Raw genomic sequence first — 15,709 nt, 5'->3', positions numbered from 1 at the left:
CTCCATCGACTATTTGTCAATTAGCAAGGGGTGGGCTAACTGTAAAATGATTACTGATTAGGCAACATATATTCTCGAATAAAACATGCCACTCCATCCTCACAGTGGTGCTTCGCCATATATCTCGCAAGCTTTTTCACTTCATCCTCGGCATTTTCCATTACAACTGGGTGACCCACATGAGACAGGATTTCAAAGTCATTCATTGCATCCCCGAATGCGGCAATTTCTGCTGCGGGCACATTCCATTTCTGCATAAAGGTTTGTAATCCGACCCATTTACTCAACCCTAGTGGAATCACTTCCATATTAAATGGCCCAGAACTAGTTAGGCTCACCTGTCCAACAAATTCTGTCGTCTGTTCACGTAGCCATTTCAACACATTCGTATCCTTATGCCAAAAAAACATCTTGCTGATCACAAATTCTCCTGAAGCGATTTTGCTTACAAGCTCATCTTTGAGCATAAACTTTGCTAATTCATTATAGGAAAATTGACGGTTAGCATATTCACGTTTTGTGTGCTCTAAGGTAATTCCCTCTGTTATGAACGGTTCTGAGAAAAGCATCTCTCCAATACGTTCTTTATCTTCTTCAACCATCCAACGGTTGCTGTTTTGATCATGAACCTCATAATAAATATCTTTTTGTCTGCTTATTTCTACAAGAGAAATAATAACTTCTCTCGGTAATTCAGCATATTTTACTAATGTTCCATCCTCTGTAAACAAAGCGGCTCCATTACTACATACATAACCATCAAAAGGGTAGTAGTCTGATGCGATACGAGCTGAAACAAATGGTCTACCTGTAGATAGCAGAAGCTTTACCCCTCGTTGTTGTAATTCTTCACATGCTTTCCATGTTTCTCGGGAAATTTTTGCTTCTCCATTTAACAAGGTCCCATCCATATCAAACGCTACGATTTTACAATCTGCTACACTCATGCTGATCCCCCCACTGTTGTCATTCACATAATAGATCGAGAAAAAAATAAGAGCACCATCCGGCGCTCTTATTTCGGTTCTTGATTATCAGGATGGTCAAGTGTTTCATCCGTTTTTGTAACTTCTGGTTTTGGTTCTTGATTTAGTTTATCAATGGTTACTTGATTAACTGGCTCTTCAGGCTTGGATTGAATGTTTACTACTACATCCTCTCCAGGCTCTTTATCCAGCTTGCCGTTTTCAATGATCTGTTTGATCTGTTCAGCATCAAGTGTTTCCACGCGAAGCAAGGTTTGTGCAACCGCTTCTAACTGATCTCCGTATTGAATCAACAAGTCCTTACAACGTTGATATTGTTCGTTAATGATTCGTTGCATTTCTTGGTCAATTTCGTAAGCGATTTGTTCAGAGTAGTTGCGCTCATGCCCAAAGTCGCGTCCCAAGAATACTTGACCTTGAGATTGCCCGAATTGCATTGGTCCCAAATTACTCATACCATATTCGGTAATCATGCTACGCGCAATTGCTGTAGCACGTTGGAAGTCATTATGCGCTCCCGTTGAGATATCGCCCAGAACCAATTCTTCCGCAACACGTCCACCAAGCAGACCCACAATTTTGTCTTCCAAATCTTTTTTGGTAGCAAAGAAGCGATCCTCTTTTGGTAGCATAACGGTATAGCCGCCTGCTTGCCCACGTGGGATAATAGTAACCTTGTGTACCATATCGGCACGTTTTAAATGGAAACCAACGATCGTATGACCTGCTTCGTGATAAGCTACAAGACGACGCTCGTCTTCGCTTACAACACGTGATTTCTTAGCAGGACCAGCAATGACACGGTCAATTGCTTCATCTACTTCTAGCATGTTGATTTGCTTCTTATTTTTACGCGCTGTAAGCAATGCAGCTTCATTTAACAGGTTCTCAAGATCAGCACCTGTAAAGCCTGGTGTACGGCGAGCAATGATATCCAAATTCAAATCCTCGCCTAATGGTTTATTGCGCGCATGCACCTTCAGAACAGCTTCACGACCACGTACATCAGGGCGATCTACCGTAACTTGACGGTCAAAACGTCCAGGACGCAACAAAGCTGGGTCAAGAATGTCAGGTCTGTTAGTTGCTGCAATCATAATAATTCCTTCATTTGCTCCGAAACCGTCCATCTCTACGAGCAATTGGTTTAGCGTTTGTTCACGTTCATCATGACCCCCGCCAAGACCAGCTCCACGTTGGCGACCAACGGCATCAATTTCATCAATGAAGATGATACACGGAGCATTTTTCTTTGCATTTTCAAATAAATCACGTACACGTGATGCCCCAACCCCGACAAACATCTCTACGAAGTCAGAACCTGAAATGCTAAAGAATGGCACGCCTGCTTCACCAGCAACGGCACGCGCAAGCAATGTTTTACCTGTACCTGGAGGACCTACTAAAAGTACCCCTTTAGGTATGCGGGCACCTACAGCAGCAAATTTGCGTGGGTCTTTTAAGAATTCTACGACCTCTACAAGCTCTGCTTTCTCCTCATCAGCACCAGCTACATCTTCAAATGTAACTTTTTTCTTTTCGTCGTTATATAACTTCGCCTTGCTCTTACCGAAGTTCATAACTCGACTTCCGCCACCCTGTGCCTGATTTAACAGGAAGAAGAACAAGATAAAGATGATCACGAATGGAATGATAGAAGTTAGGAATGTTAGCCAGATACTGTTACCCTCTGCTGGTTTATACTCCACCTTATTAATCTTCTTAGCATCAATCTTATCATTGATCAGTTTAACTAGTTGTTCATCATAAATCGGTGCATTGGTATAGAATGATTCCTGACCGGCTTGAGTCTGTTTAAGCTTACCCTCTACCCGATATGTACCACCCTCAACACGAAGAGATGCCTCTGCAATGTTGTCTTGATTGAGATGATTACGTAGCTCCTGATAAGAAATTGGAGCCATCTTATCGGTTCCGGAGAGGACAAAATTCACAATCCCTACCGTGACAAGGAAAATCAGTAAATAGAAACCTGTATTCCGAAAAAAACGATTCATTGCTTACCTCCTCTCACGAAAAAAGACACTTCCATTATTTTAGCATAGAGTAAAACCCATTCACAACCTACCTAGCTCTTGTCTATTTCGAATAAATTTCAGGTTTTAAAACACCGATATAAGGAAGATTGCGATAGGTCTCGGCGTAATCCAGACCGTAACCAACCACAAATTCATCAGGAATAGTAAAACCACTGTAATCAGGAGAAATATCTACATTACGGCGCTCTGGTTTATTTAGTAGTGTTACTACTTTCACTGAGGCAGCATGACGTTGCTTCAATAGTTCTACTAAATGACTTAACGTCAAGCCACTATCCATGATGTCCTCCACAATTAGGACATGACGATTCTGAACAGTTGTATCCAAATCTTTCAAGATACGTACAACACCAGAGGATTCCGTACTGTTGCCATAGCTAGATACCGCCATAAAATCCATCTCGCACTTAATATCCATCTCACGTAGAAGATCGGCCATGAAAACAATGGCACCTTTTAAGATACAAATAACCAAAGGATTCTTATCGCGATACTCATCTGCTAAGATTTTACCCAGTTCTTTTACTTTTTGATCAATTTCTTCCTTAGTGAGCATAATTTCTTTTATATCATTATTCATATGTAACCTCCTGCTACTCTTCTCTGAAATCCGCCTGTATGATAACAAATGCACGCGATTTCTCATGTATCATGGCATGCGTTGATCGCTTTACTCCAGGTATCCAAATAATTTGGCCCTCGACTACTAAGATAGGAATTCGATCACGCCTGCTTTTTGGTACTTTTTCATCAATAAATAGCTCCTTTACCTTTTTACTGTAAAAATGAGTAGCCGTTCCAAGTTGAATACGGTCACCCGGCATCCTACTGCGGATGATGCATTCGCCTACCAAAGCATCGGCGTCACATACAGCACTATAAGGAGATAAAGATGATAGATCAGGTAAATCGGATAATGAATCATACCGTTTTGTATGTATGAACATCCCTGCCTCTTCTACCCATGTCGTACCAGGTATGGTAATAGGGTATGAATACGGCCGGAATAAACCTTGAGCAGTTACTTTTTTCCTACGAAAACATACCTGCTCATAGACCCTCTCTACAAAAATATCGGAGGGCAGATGTAGTACTGCAGAAGGATTTTGCTCGAAAATGATACGCAAAACGGCCTCCACATGCTGCAGAGACCACTCCGTTTCAGTTGCGAGATAACTTAATATTAGAGGAATCATTCTCCTTTGTAAAGCAAGGTCAAAAGTTTTTAAGCACTTCCTATCTAGGATAATTTTGTCAGATTCCTTCCGTACAATTATCCTATTTAGCGCCTCTTGACTCAGCTTTTGCAGGTAATCGTCATCCACTCTTGCCATCTCCGCTAGCTGAAGCACGTGTTCTCTGTATCTTAGGTTTACTTGTTGCAGGTGAGGTGTTACTTCGTGCCGTATTAAGTTGCGTTTATATTTGCGCGAATCATTGCTACTATCGTGTCGTGGTTGCAGTTTATTCGCCTCACAGTAGGCTTCTAGCTCCTCTCGGAAAACGTGCAGAAGTGGACGAACCAACTCGACTTGTTCTGCATGAAGCCACCTACGTTGCGGCATACCAGTGAATCCATATAGACTAGTACCTCTCATCATGCGGAACAGTATAGTCTCTACCTGATCATCAGCATGATGGGCAAGCGCCACTTTCGTAGCCCCTACTTCTCTTGCCACTTGTCGATAGTATTGATAGCGTAGTTCACGACTTGCAACTTGTGGTCCTTGACCGGTTTCCTTCATTATATCAGGCACGCTTTCATAGAAGGAGTAGCACTTAACTCCTAATGTATGACACAAGTCCTCCACGTATGCGGCATCTTGGTCAGACTCTTCTCCACGAAACCCATGATTCAGGTGAACAGCGTACAACTTCCAGCCGTACTGATATTGTTCATTCATTTTGCTTAAGATATGCAACAGCGCTGTAGAATCTACTCCGCCCGAAACTCCTACCACAATCGATTCATGTGGCAAAAGCAGCCTATCCTGCTCCATTCGCTTTTGTACCTTTTCGTACATAACGCGCCACGATTCCTTTCCATAAAGAGAAGATGGAGAGACCAAGTATTAAACCTGAAGCGATAGCCCCAGCCAGCATCATCGTCTTGACCCCAAGCGTAATTCCTTCCAAGTAGTCAGCATTGATGAACGCCAACATCGATTTATAAGCAGTCGAACCTGGAACTAATGGAATGATTCCCGCAATACTAAAGTTAGTAGAAGGAACACGCATCTTCACAGAAAGGATTCGGCTACTTAGCGAGATAAACGTTCCCGCTGCAAAAGAAGAGAGAGTAAGCTCAGCTCCAAACATCGGCAATATTTTATAGATATTCCATCCCATCATTCCAATTAAACCAGCAAAAAGAATGGTGCGTTTTGGTGCATTAAACAACATAGCATAGGCAATGGTAATGATAAAACTTAACAGCATCCCCAGCAACATATGCCTAATCCCCTCCTATAATGACAAGACAGCTGCCGCCGCAACAGCTACCGCTAAGGCAGTTAATCCTGCCTCAACTCCTCTCGCCATTCCGGCAACCAAGTCTCCCGCCATTAAATCACGCACAGAGTTCGTCAAGGCTACTCCTGGAAACAAAGGAATCATCGCTCCTATTATCATAACACCAAGATGCAGATGATTGGGAAAAAGCCATGAGGCAATTAGTGTAAACATTCCTCCTAAAAAAGAGGCTGATAATTCGGCAAAAAAAGGTATTTTAAGAAAGCGATACAAATAATTAGCGCTGGCAAAGACGATTGCCCCTGCAATGGCACTCGGGAAAAAATCAAGAAAAGTCCCACCAATCAAAACAGCAAAAGAGCCGCTGCCTAAACCAGCCGCTATATTTAACACACGATCTGAAAATTGGAAGCGCATGCTTTGGATCTCTTCCAATTGAATATGCGCTTCGTCCAAGGTAATCTCTCCTGACACAAAGTAACGGGATACCTGATTAACCAACGTTACTTTGTTCAAATTGATCGTTCGGTCACGCATTCGAATCATTCGGGTACGATCCACACCATTATTATCTTTAAAGGAAAAAATAATGCTAGTTGTCGTCACGGAACTATGGACGCTTTTCATGCCTGCAGCATGTGCAATATGAGTCATCGTCTCTTCCACACGATACGTTTCCGCTCCATTACGAATCATAATCTCTCCAGCTAAAAGGCACGTCTCCATCACATAATTATTGGACGTCATGCAGAATGATCCCTCACATCCATACATAATACAACGAGCCAGCAAGCAAAAGCATAGAGGCTACAAAGATTCCTCCAATAATTTTGCTTCCTATTCCCTCCCCAGGCTTCTTGGTGTTGGGTACACTTGCCCTCGTCTCTGATTTTTGTCGAAACGCTTGCAAGAATTCGGCTTTCATTTGAGTAGCTGTTGGATATTTCCCATCCAATGCCTTAACTAACACGGGGCGGTAAGGAGCTAACAATTCGTTGTCCCGTATTATATCATAAAGCTTTTGAACATGTCGCCCTGATACGGGAAGTGTTGTCCATTTCTCTTTTTCAGTAGTTAGCTTGATCATCATAATCGCTAAAGAAAAAAGATCGTATGCAACATCCGCCTTACGATCCCCCGCCTGCCAAGTGGCGCGATCATACTCTTCTGTAAATTGACGTACGGCATGACCCGACTTGGTTACCCCGCCAAAATCAATTAGACATACCTGCTTCCCAGCTTGTACAACAATGATGTTCTCTGGCTTTAGGTCACCAAATACATATCCTAGCTCATGAATGATCTGTAAATGAGACAGGATTTGCGTGCACAACAAAATAAGCCACTCTTTGCCTACTCTCTTCAAGCTATGATCCAATCGTTCCCCTTCAATATACTCCATTGCATAAAAGGCATACACCTTGCCTTTTAAAATCATATCATCTACATCATATATGTTTGGTCCAATCTTTTGGTTATGAGATTGTAAACTTTTTAGTACGTTTGCTTCCATTAATAAATCAATAGAATCGGCACCCATTTTAATCGCTACCTTTTTACCCTCATGAAGAACTAGGTAGACGACACCATTGGCTCCCCTACCTAGTTCTTTTACCACTGAATATGTTTGATGGTGCCATTTTCCTGTGAAATAATGGGGAGCATCGGGTAACAAGGAATTAGAATACATGGTCTTGCAAATAACCGTCATCTTCTTCATTCGCTTTTCTCTTCGTACGGTAGCGATCCGCTAAAGGTTTAGGTAGCTCCACGTGTTCAAACAAGGCGATTGCTTCTGTAATGGCAGGACCCGTCGGAGTAATTCCGCTCATCGTCAAACCGGCCGTTAATTGGTACGCCTTTTCTACTTGATCCGTCCAGGGAATACGCACTTCAAGGTGCTTTTCTTTCCCAGGAAATGAGCAAACGGCCATTCTGCTACTCCCGCTGCGGGAACGTAAGCTAATGCTAAAATCATAGATGGCTTGCTGTACAGCTGACATTTTATTTTTCATGGAAGCAGATGTATCAACGATCATCACTACTTCTAGAGCGCTTTGTTCGCCCAATTCATCCACCATGCCTGCCACCTGCATCCTCTTTTCAGGAGCAAGACCTTCCAATTCAGCATCACCAAGAATATGCTTTAATTCTTTGTTCACCACATGCTGAATGGTTCTAGTCATCGCTTTTCGCGTTAACATTTGGACAGTTTGGGCTAACTGGGCAGGATAAACAATGTCGCTTAGTCCTCCCCCCGCTTGAGCCATTTCACGGATTTCCTGTTCCCCTTGCTCACCCATCTCATGCTTATCCACCACTCCAATCACATTTACTGTGATACCTTGTTCTCTGGCTAAGGTTGCGGCTGCAATTGGGCTTATTCCTACATTGGAGCAACCATCTGTCACAACCAAAATCTGACGAAGCGTCGCCGGTTTTGCCATACAGATACCTCCCCTTTCTTTGGTAGCGTTTTTTACCATTATGGGCGTGGGAGGTGAAAAACATACCTTTAACTTACTACACGTGGCCGTTCCATCTTCTCCATTCCTGATACCTGAATCGCCGACCATTGCGGTACAAATCGATCAATTCGAGCGACTAAAACCGTCATATCGTCTACGATTTCACCACTATGTTCTCTAATCACTTTTTCTAATAATAAGTCAGAGATTTCCTGAGGGTCTTCTGTTTCGAGCTGAGAGATTAATCGCTTCATCCACACCGGTCTATTTTCGATATGGCGTGGAGCCTCAAAAATTCCATCTGACATCATGATTAATAGATCACCTGCCTTTAGATTTCTAGTCACAATATCTACTTCAATATCATCTAAAATACCAACCGGTAAATTATTTGCCGATACCATAAACACATCATTTCCTCGTTTAATAAACGAAGGTGTAGAACCAATTTTAATAAACCGTGTCATTGCAGTCTGTAAGTCAATTACAGCCAAATCCACTGTTGCAAACATCTCATCAGCCGAACGTAATGCCAAAACAGAATTTACTGTTTTAATAGACAGTTTTTCATCCAGCCCTGATTTTAAGAGCTGTTGCAGCATGTCCAATGCTGATTGACTTTCCATATAAGCGCGCTCCCCGTTTCCCATTCCATCACTGATCGCCACAGCCACCTTTCCATTTCCTAAATCCATTGTTTTAAAGCTATCTCCTGACAATAGTTTGCCACCCTTAGCGGCTCCTGCCACTCCAATTTCGATCTCATATGTTTTTGCTGAAGCCAGGCACATTTTGCAATGCTGATCCTTAAAGGCTTCACATTGTCGTTCCTTCACAATAATGTTCTCGCCTAAAATCTCGGTAAGCATCGGAGCCACAATCTTGGCGCATTCATCCCTCCCATAACAACTAGGCTGACTGATTTCTATATCCACCTTCCCTTCTTCTAAGCTATGAATATCTACACGTCTTACGGATAGTCCTAAGCCCTCCAGCGCTTTTGAAACCTGCTTCTCTTGTAGGCTTAGTGCAAGTCCTTCCCTTTGGATTTCCCGTGCAAAATCGCTCATGACCCGTGATACTCCTGATAATTGATCGGCTACCAGCTTGCGACTATCTTGAATTTGTTTTTTTAATTGATTATGTTCAATCATCTGGTGGTACTCTTGCTCCATATGTTGGATTACCTTTTCTGTTTTCACGCATTTCTTTTCCCACTCCTTTGGTATAGTTGCTCCTTGCATTGTCCCATGCTCGAATACCGTAATAAGCATGTTACTCATCGCTTCGTAGGTCATTTGAGTATCTCGCTCCCAGCACTGCTCTTTCTTCCAGCAAAGCTGGCATGTCCTCTCCGTCACTTTACTTAAATAAAGATCTATCTCTTCCTCCTCAACTCCATTTTTTGTTTCAGCTGTTTGAGCGAATGAATGGGATAACTCAATAAACAAATCGGAAAACTGTTGAATTTTACCTGCTGTCATGTCACGTATGCGCCGCATATATTCCTGGTGAGATTGTATGTGTTCCGAAGTCCCCGGAATGAAGCTGGCTACTCTTTTCCAAATAAAAGCTGGCGTTAATAAAAAGAGGAAAGCGGCAATCGAAGTCTCGATTAAAGAGAGATATAATCCACTTTCGGCACCACCATAGATTCCCAGAATGGAAGTTCCGATTAAGAGTCCTGCTACTACACCAATTTTCTTTCCTTCCTTTAATAGCCCCGCTAGTAATCCTGCGAAAGCGAGTAAACTAATTTGTTGTAAGGCACTCACATCAGCCAAACTGAGAATGAGCCCGGTAACCACCCCCACTGCGGCCCCGACCGTCCCTCCTCCAACAAAAGCGAATAATAATAGAAGATAACGGGACAGGATGTGTTCCATGGAAACCCCCTGTATAACCCAGCCTACTGTTCCCGTCATTAAAGAAGCTAATAAAATGACAAGGCATATAATTTCTTCTGTCTTTAAAGGTTCAAATGGTTTATTTATGTGAATGATGGATAAGGACTGAATAAAGATAAGTGTCAAAACAAAACTAAGAATTGCTTCAACCGCAATCATAGTCACACTGTATGTGTTTACCTGATTCTGAATGACCTTACATAATAGATGGCTAGCAAATACGGTTCCTACCACCATAAATGGGGTATAGGAAAAGTCTTTTCGTTTCCATTTCTCCGAGATACGGCACACACCAGCAGCAAGTATGATACTCAGTAACGTCTGCATACCTAGAGGAATTGAATGAGCTAATGAGCCTACCAACATTCCCAATGCACTAACTAGCAATGTATCCCGACGGAGAAAGTACATCACTATGAAGTAAGGAACAACAAATGGTGATAATTCTTCAAGAATAAGAGCTCTTCCTAATAAAAAACCCATAGTAAGTGTAAGAATATGCCATTTTTTTAGAAAGGCAGCAGCTTTATCACCGAACCTCCCCATAGTCTGAGATACTTGATTAGATAGCTGTTGAGTAAAGAGATTAGCATTTGGAGAAACTACTTGGCTTTTATTGAACATATACTAGCACCACCCGTTTTGAGTTTTGTGTACCCAATTATACGAATGGACTGCTGTAAATTTTGTCAAACGATAGAGGCATATTCCTAAAATCGTCCGACAAATTTAAACGTATCTCGTTTATTTGTTTGATCGTTCATGGATTTATGCTGAAGACGATACGAATTGATTGGGGTACCTGTCGAGGATTGAATAGAAGATATATGCTTTATCACTTTAAATCGAAAAAGAATGGAAATAAAAAAAACCGACGTCTTGCGTTCAACGTCGGCCATCAGGTGATTCGCGCTCGGCGAAACGGGCTTGTTATATTATATTCGCCATTTAATTAAAATGACCTTCCTGTTTTTAAAATCTATTGCACGTTTTCGTAAATTTATTTTAGCTAGATCCAAATGGCTTAATTATCAGGGATCAAAAAGATGATCTCACCCGGCTTGGACATAAAATTATTTTTGCGTGCAAGCTCTGCGATGTATTCTGGATCATCCAATCGTTTCATCTTCTTGGTTAGCTCTTCTTGTTGTCCTTTTACTTCCTCTGCCTGTTTTTGTAGCGCTTCTACTTGTTCTTCCGTCTCAGCAATAACAGAGCTTTGAAGATATGCCGTATAGCACGTCCAGATAAGGAAGCAGAACACGAAGAACATAATAAAGCGAAGTCTGCGCTTACGACCTAGATTATTCGATTGAGAGGGACGTTCTTTGGCCATGTCTGCTCTCCACCTTTGCTACCTTTCTACTCTTTGTTTTCCTTGTTAAACCATTTCTTCAGTACTTCCTTTGCTCCTGCCATCTTGCCCCTAATACTTTTCCACAAGTTACGACTCCATGGAACAAATGGTGACAATGGCCAAGAAATGATTCGCCAAATGAACAATCCTATCTTTGCCAGTACAGTAAAAAGGAACACAACAATAACCCAGATAAAATGAAAAATTATCTCTATTGGTTTAATCAATAGAAAGTCAATAATTTTAACACTGATCTGAAATACCCATATACTCCATTTTAGCACAGTTAACAAAAATCTGATATAAACCTTACTACCTATAAGGAAATAGAGCCATGCTCCTATAATAATACCTAGATATATCGGAAATCTCACTATCCCATCGTTAACCCATACCAGCACATAAAAAACAATTCCCACACTACTTAACCAAAATAACATATCTAATATGAAAACGATCCAAAGCGGGAAGCGGCCTTTGCCTTTTATGACATGGTACGTATCAAACCCCATCCCCATACAAATTCCGCACAGGGACATGAAAGCCATCGTCTGAAACTGAATACTGATACTCACTTAAATAATTTGCCGAAAAATCCTTTCGATCGATCTCCGGCCTGCCCCTGTTCTATATACCCCATGTCATGGACGAAACCCTCAATGGCCACTTCTCCGGTTTCAAGACTCAGGTTTTTCATATGAAGATTCTGGCCGCGTATAGTAAGAAAACCACCTTCTGTTTCTAACAGAAATTCTTCACTATCAAAGCTTTCTACCTTTTTTACCCCGGATATAGCCAAACTACGCCGATTGATCATGACAATTTCATGGCGAGGTCGTTTATTTGGTTCGATCATATAAAAACCCTCCCTATCTTGGTGGTCTGGAGTACGATCCAAAACGCTGGGAACAAAATGTTCCTCTTTGTACCAAGATATGGAGGGGGATGTCCTTTTAGAACTATTGCTTACGCTCTTAGGTATTCATCTTCTTCTTTTTCATCGCGTGGCACAGGTACTTCACCAATTACTGTGTAAAGGGAAGCGGCCTCATCCTTACGCGCGTTTTCTTTAATTTCTTCAACTTTTACCGTAACGATCTTTTGTCCAAAACGAATGGAGATAGAATCGCCCACTTTTATATTGCTAGACGCTTTTGCAGTACGTTCATTAATTTCGACACGTCCCTGATCACAAACATCCTTAGCTAAAGTACGTCGTTTAATTAAACGGGACACCTTTAGAAATTTATCAAGACGCATAAGTATTCCTCCTCTATGTAGCTTTGACTACTCTTGAGCTTTGGCCTCATTCCAATAACGATCCAGCTCTTCTAACGTTGTATCAGTAAATTGCTTGTTATTTTCATGTAGCTTTTGTTCAATATAATGAAATCTACGCTTAAATTTAAGATTAGTTAGCGCTAAAGCCTGTTCAGGGTCAACCTTCATAAAGCGGGCTAGGTTGATTACAGCAAAGAGCAAATCTCCCAATTCACCTGTTTGCTCCTCTGGAGTTGCTTGCTGTACCTCCTTGTACTCTTCTTCAATTTTAGCATATACATCTTTCACTTCGTCCCAATCGAACCCAACTTCCGCTGCCTTCTTTTGAATTTTGACAGCTGATAAAATCGCCGGTAAATCCTTTGGTAGAGAATCCAGCAAGGAAGAAGTTTCAGGTACAACCCCCTTCTCCGCTTTCTCTTGGGCCTTTATCTGCTCCCAATTGACCACTACTGCATCGGCATCAGCTACTTCCGATTCACCAAATACATGCGGATGACGTCGAATCATTTTAGCAGTCAGAGTGGAAATGATATCTTCAATTGTGAAGTAGCCCTCCTCTGAAGCAATCTGTGCATGAAGCATGATCTGTAAGAGCACGTCCCCTAATTCCTCGCAAAGCGCATCCACATCATCCTGATCGATCGCTTCTACTGTTTCATAGGTTTCTTCTAACAAATAACGGCGCAAGCTTTGGTGAGTCTGCTTACGATCCCATGGACAACCTTCTGGTCCACGCAAAGTTGCAATCACTTCTTTTAAATAGGAGAATTGACGTTGCTTTACTGACTCTTCTACGGTAGGGGGAACATAGATTAGGCTTAGATTACCCAGATGCTCCACTCGATCTAAATTGTATAATGGTAGACGCTCCACAATCTCTTTACCTTCTATCCCAACCGCTGTAGCGACGATAACCTCATATTCGTCTGGTAGTACTTCCATTAAGGTAAGCTTCGCGTCTGAAGCAGACATTTGATCGTAGACCTGGGCAATAACGGTATGTAGCCCTGGATTTACTTGATCTGCTGTCATGCTTGTCGCGTCTAACAAAGTAAAACCTTCGATTGGATCAATAGCAAGGCGAGCGAACAGCGGATCTAAGAAGCTTTGTCCACCTAATATCTTTACCTCTACTTGCTCCTCTACCGCATGACTTAGTAGCAGTTGCACCGTCCGTTCTGCTACTAAAGGATGTCCAGGAACGGCGTAGGTTACTTCACCTTCTGCTTTAACCTTGGATAACAGTTGCCCAGCAATCTCTTGATATACCTGTTCAAATGAATCATGTTTTTCATAAATAGAATCAAAGGACGTGTAAGTAAGCCCTTCTTCAGCCAATTGATCCAATACCGGATGATCAGCTGTACGGACATACAAATGCTTCGTCTGTTTTAAGCGTTTATACATACCCAGAGGCATTTGGTCTAGATTACCTGCCCCAAGTCCTACAACATAAATGGTATTCACCATGTAGGAAATTCCTCCGTTCCTTTAATCCCTGTCTATTTTTGAATCTGCAAAAGCTTATATCGCTCTAAAAGAGAGACTAATCTCTTTCCTCTTGGCAAATACAAGATCTCTTCACGCTTGATACCACCTGTATATAACAGAGAAAGCATATACACTACTAATCCCACGGTAACTGCAGAAACACCGACGATCGTTTGAACGAAACGCTCACTATCGATCAGAGAACCCACAATTACATTCATCAAGCCTTGAACGATTAAGACCATGATTGACATAAGAGCCACACTTATTAAAGGTTTGGTCAGCATTTCTTTTACGTGAAAGGAAAGCCCCAAATAGTGGCGAATAGATCTCATGTTTAATCCCATTGAGGTCACATAGGCAAAGACTGTAGCTACTGCCGCACCCTGTATGCCCCATAAAGGCGTCAAAGCAAGATTAGCCAACAATTTTACCAGTACACCAATCATCAAGTGTCTAGCTGGTAATTTAACATGTCCCAATCCTTGCAAAATGCCAGAGGTAGCGATACTTAATGTCGCAAATACAATGACAAAAGCTTGAATAGCAAGTGACCACGTTCCTTTATCATTTCCGTATACCATGATATTGACTGGTTCGGCTAATAAAGCGAGCCCAATAGAAGCTGGTAATCCAAGCATCAGGGTTAAGCGTAGGGCCATATCTGTACGACTGATGATCATTTTATCCTGTTTTTGTGCTACGGCCTCACTAATAGCAGGCACTAACGCCAAGGAAAGTGATGTGGCAAAAAACGTTCCAAATTGAATGAGTGGTTGTCCACGATCATATATTCCTTTTAATTCTTTTGCTATATCAAGTTCATATCCGTTCCATTGAAGTAAATTAGAAACAGTCACCGAATCAATTAATGGAATCATCGGCAACACCAGAGCACCGATGCAGATAGGAATTGCATAATGTAGAATACTGATCAACACTTGCTTGTTCGTTACTGTATCTGTAAGTTGTTGAGCACGCAATTGTTTACGATATCCTCTGCGTCGATGGTACCGTCTGGATTTTCGATAATAATAGTACAGAACCAAAAAGGCTGCTAACGCCCCAGGAAAAGCAGCAAATACTGCTCCTGTACCTGCAAGATAAGCGTCCTGATAGGCACTCATCATCCAGTAAGCAGAGACTAAAATAACGATTACACGAATAATCTGTTCGACTACCTGTGAAACACCTGTGGGTACCATGTCTTGTTGTCCTTGAAAATATCCACGCAATATGGACACCAACGGGACTAATGGTAAAGACCATGCTACTGCTCGTAGCGGTAATGTCAGCTGTTCATCGCCCATAAATCGGGCTAATGCAGGAGCACCTAGATACAAAAGGAGAAAAAAGAATACTCCTAGTATTCCTAGTGAAACGCTGGCTACACGGAAAGCCTTTCGTGCACCCAGATGATCCTCGACTGCTAATCGTTCTGAGACGATTTTGGAAATGGCGATAGGAAAACCCGCTGTTGCCAAAATCAATAAGGCTGTGTACAACGGATACACCTGCATGTACACATATAACCCAACATCACCTGTGATATTTTGATAAGGTATGCGATAGATCGCTCCGAGAACCTTGGAGAGCAAGCCGGCAATACCTAGAATAGCAGCACCTTTGACAAAATGATTTGCACTTCTCTCTCCTGCCATACAGTATCTATTTCTCCTCTTAC

15 protein-coding genes are annotated in these 15,709 nt (G+C 42.0%); all 15 read right to left on the bottom strand.

Features of this window, described 5'->3' with window-relative positions:
- Positions 1–50: 50 nt before the first annotated feature.
- A complete protein-coding gene (locus ACQV1I_RS00480) occupies positions 51–947 on the bottom strand; it encodes an HAD family hydrolase (protein ID WP_116335061.1) in 897 nt (298 codons plus the stop codon).
- A gap of 68 nt (positions 948–1,015) precedes the next feature.
- Entirely contained in the window at positions 1,016–3,004 is a 1,989-nt protein-coding gene (ftsH, locus tag ACQV1I_RS00475) for an ATP-dependent zinc metalloprotease FtsH (protein ID WP_116335062.1), read from the bottom strand.
- A gap of 82 nt (positions 3,005–3,086) precedes the next feature.
- A complete protein-coding gene (gene hpt / locus ACQV1I_RS00470) occupies positions 3,087–3,626 on the bottom strand; it encodes a hypoxanthine phosphoribosyltransferase (protein ID WP_094702214.1) in 540 nt (179 codons plus the stop codon).
- 13 nt (positions 3,627–3,639) lie between these two features.
- The gene (gene tilS, locus ACQV1I_RS00465) at positions 3,640–5,070 is read right to left on the bottom strand and encodes a tRNA lysidine(34) synthetase TilS (protein WP_094702212.1); all 1,431 of its coding nucleotides are present in this window, start codon (positions 5,068–5,070) and stop codon (positions 3,640–3,642) included.
- Positions 5,033–5,497, bottom strand: coding sequence for a threonine/serine exporter family protein (locus ACQV1I_RS00460; RefSeq protein WP_018672307.1), 465 nt, complete (start codon positions 5,495–5,497; stop codon positions 5,033–5,035). Before ACQV1I_RS00460 ends, tilS begins: the two co-directional genes overlap by 38 nt.
- 15 nt (positions 5,498–5,512) lie before the next feature.
- Positions 5,513–6,265, bottom strand: a complete 753-nt coding sequence (locus tag ACQV1I_RS00455; protein WP_018672308.1) for a threonine/serine exporter family protein — start codon at positions 6,263–6,265, stop codon at positions 5,513–5,515.
- A gap of 13 nt (positions 6,266–6,278) precedes the next feature.
- Positions 6,279–7,238, bottom strand: coding sequence for a serine/threonine protein kinase (locus ACQV1I_RS00450; protein WP_094702208.1), 960 nt, complete (start codon positions 7,236–7,238; stop codon positions 6,279–6,281).
- Complete coding sequence (locus ACQV1I_RS00445) at positions 7,198–8,004, bottom strand: VWA domain-containing protein (protein ID WP_081621624.1); 807 nt, start codon at positions 8,002–8,004, stop codon at positions 7,198–7,200. The genes ACQV1I_RS00450 and ACQV1I_RS00445 overlap by 41 nt, the downstream gene beginning before the upstream one ends.
- A gap of 29 nt (positions 8,005–8,033) precedes the next feature.
- On the bottom strand, positions 8,034–10,517 hold the full coding sequence (gene spoIIE, locus ACQV1I_RS00440) for a stage II sporulation protein E (protein ID WP_116335063.1): 2,484 nt from the start codon (positions 10,515–10,517) through the stop codon (positions 8,034–8,036).
- Between the two features lie 400 nt (positions 10,518–10,917).
- Positions 10,918–11,229 carry an FtsB family cell division protein gene (locus ACQV1I_RS00435; RefSeq protein WP_018672312.1) on the bottom strand — a complete coding sequence of 104 codons (312 nt, stop codon included), beginning with the start codon at positions 11,227–11,229 and terminating at the stop codon, positions 10,918–10,920.
- Positions 11,230–11,255: 26 nt separating this feature from the next.
- On the bottom strand, positions 11,256–11,825 hold the full coding sequence (gene yabQ, locus ACQV1I_RS00430; protein ID WP_094702204.1) for a spore cortex biosynthesis protein YabQ: 570 nt from the start codon (positions 11,823–11,825) through the stop codon (positions 11,256–11,258).
- Positions 11,822–12,106, bottom strand: coding sequence for a sporulation protein YabP (gene yabP / locus ACQV1I_RS00425; protein ID WP_018672314.1), 285 nt, complete (start codon positions 12,104–12,106; stop codon positions 11,822–11,824). Before yabP ends, yabQ begins: the two co-directional genes overlap by 4 nt.
- Before the next feature lie 110 nt (positions 12,107–12,216).
- Positions 12,217–12,510: an RNA-binding S4 domain-containing protein gene (locus ACQV1I_RS00420; protein ID WP_018672315.1), complete on the bottom strand. Its 294-nt coding sequence runs from the start codon at positions 12,508–12,510 to the stop codon at positions 12,217–12,219.
- A gap of 27 nt (positions 12,511–12,537) precedes the next feature.
- The gene (gene mazG / locus ACQV1I_RS00415; protein WP_116335064.1) at positions 12,538–14,004 is read right to left on the bottom strand and encodes a nucleoside triphosphate pyrophosphohydrolase; all 1,467 of its coding nucleotides are present in this window, start codon (positions 14,002–14,004) and stop codon (positions 12,538–12,540) included.
- Positions 14,005–14,036: 32 nt separating this feature from the next.
- Positions 14,037–15,686 (bottom strand): putative polysaccharide biosynthesis protein, encoded by a 1,650-nt coding sequence (locus ACQV1I_RS00410; RefSeq protein WP_116335065.1) that lies wholly within the window; start codon positions 15,684–15,686, stop codon positions 14,037–14,039.
- Between the last annotated feature and the right edge of the window lie 23 nt (positions 15,687–15,709).

Origin of the sequence: Brevibacillus sp. JB24b, from assembly GCF_051713385.1 — a bacterium.
Classification (GTDB): domain Bacteria; phylum Bacillota; class Bacilli; order Brevibacillales; family Brevibacillaceae; genus Brevibacillus_B; species Brevibacillus_B laterosporus.
Note: the sequence above shows the minus strand (reverse complement) of the source record. Positions and strands in the feature narration are given on the sequence as shown.

What these genes read in the sequence shown, in the direction of transcription:
- ACQV1I_RS00480 (WP_116335061.1), bottom strand. Translation starts at nt 947, where the DNA reads ATGAGTGTAGCAGATTGTAAAATCGTAGCGTTTGATATGGATGGGACC.
- ftsH (WP_116335062.1), bottom strand. Translation starts at nt 3,004, where the DNA reads ATGAATCGTTTTTTTCGGAATACAGGTTTCTATTTACTGATTTTCCTT.
- hpt (WP_094702214.1), bottom strand. Translation starts at nt 3,626, where the DNA reads ATGAATAATGATATAAAAGAAATTATGCTCACTAAGGAAGAAATTGAT.
- tilS (WP_094702212.1), bottom strand. Translation starts at nt 5,070, where the DNA reads ATGTACGAAAAGGTACAAAAGCGAATGGAGCAGGATAGGCTGCTTTTG.
- ACQV1I_RS00460 (WP_018672307.1), bottom strand. Translation starts at nt 5,497, where the DNA reads ATGTTGCTGGGGATGCTGTTAAGTTTTATCATTACCATTGCCTATGCT.
- ACQV1I_RS00455 (WP_018672308.1), bottom strand. Translation starts at nt 6,265, where the DNA reads ATGACGTCCAATAATTATGTGATGGAGACGTGCCTTTTAGCTGGAGAG.
- ACQV1I_RS00450 (WP_094702208.1), bottom strand. Translation starts at nt 7,238, where the DNA reads ATGAAGAAGATGACGGTTATTTGCAAGACCATGTATTCTAATTCCTTG.
- ACQV1I_RS00445 (WP_081621624.1), bottom strand. Translation starts at nt 8,004, where the DNA reads ATGGTAAAAAACGCTACCAAAGAAAGGGGAGGTATCTGTATGGCAAAA.
- spoIIE (WP_116335063.1), bottom strand. Translation starts at nt 10,517, where the DNA reads ATGTTCAATAAAAGCCAAGTAGTTTCTCCAAATGCTAATCTCTTTACT.
- ACQV1I_RS00435 (WP_018672312.1), bottom strand. Translation starts at nt 11,229, where the DNA reads ATGGCCAAAGAACGTCCCTCTCAATCGAATAATCTAGGTCGTAAGCGC.
- yabP (WP_018672314.1), bottom strand. Translation starts at nt 12,106, where the DNA reads ATGATCGAACCAAATAAACGACCTCGCCATGAAATTGTCATGATCAAT.
- ACQV1I_RS00420 (WP_018672315.1), bottom strand. Translation starts at nt 12,510, where the DNA reads ATGCGTCTTGATAAATTTCTAAAGGTGTCCCGTTTAATTAAACGACGT.
- mazG (WP_116335064.1), bottom strand. Translation starts at nt 14,004, where the DNA reads ATGGTGAATACCATTTATGTTGTAGGACTTGGGGCAGGTAATCTAGAC.
- ACQV1I_RS00410 (WP_116335065.1), bottom strand. Translation starts at nt 15,686, where the DNA reads ATGGCAGGAGAGAGAAGTGCAAATCATTTTGTCAAAGGTGCTGCTATT.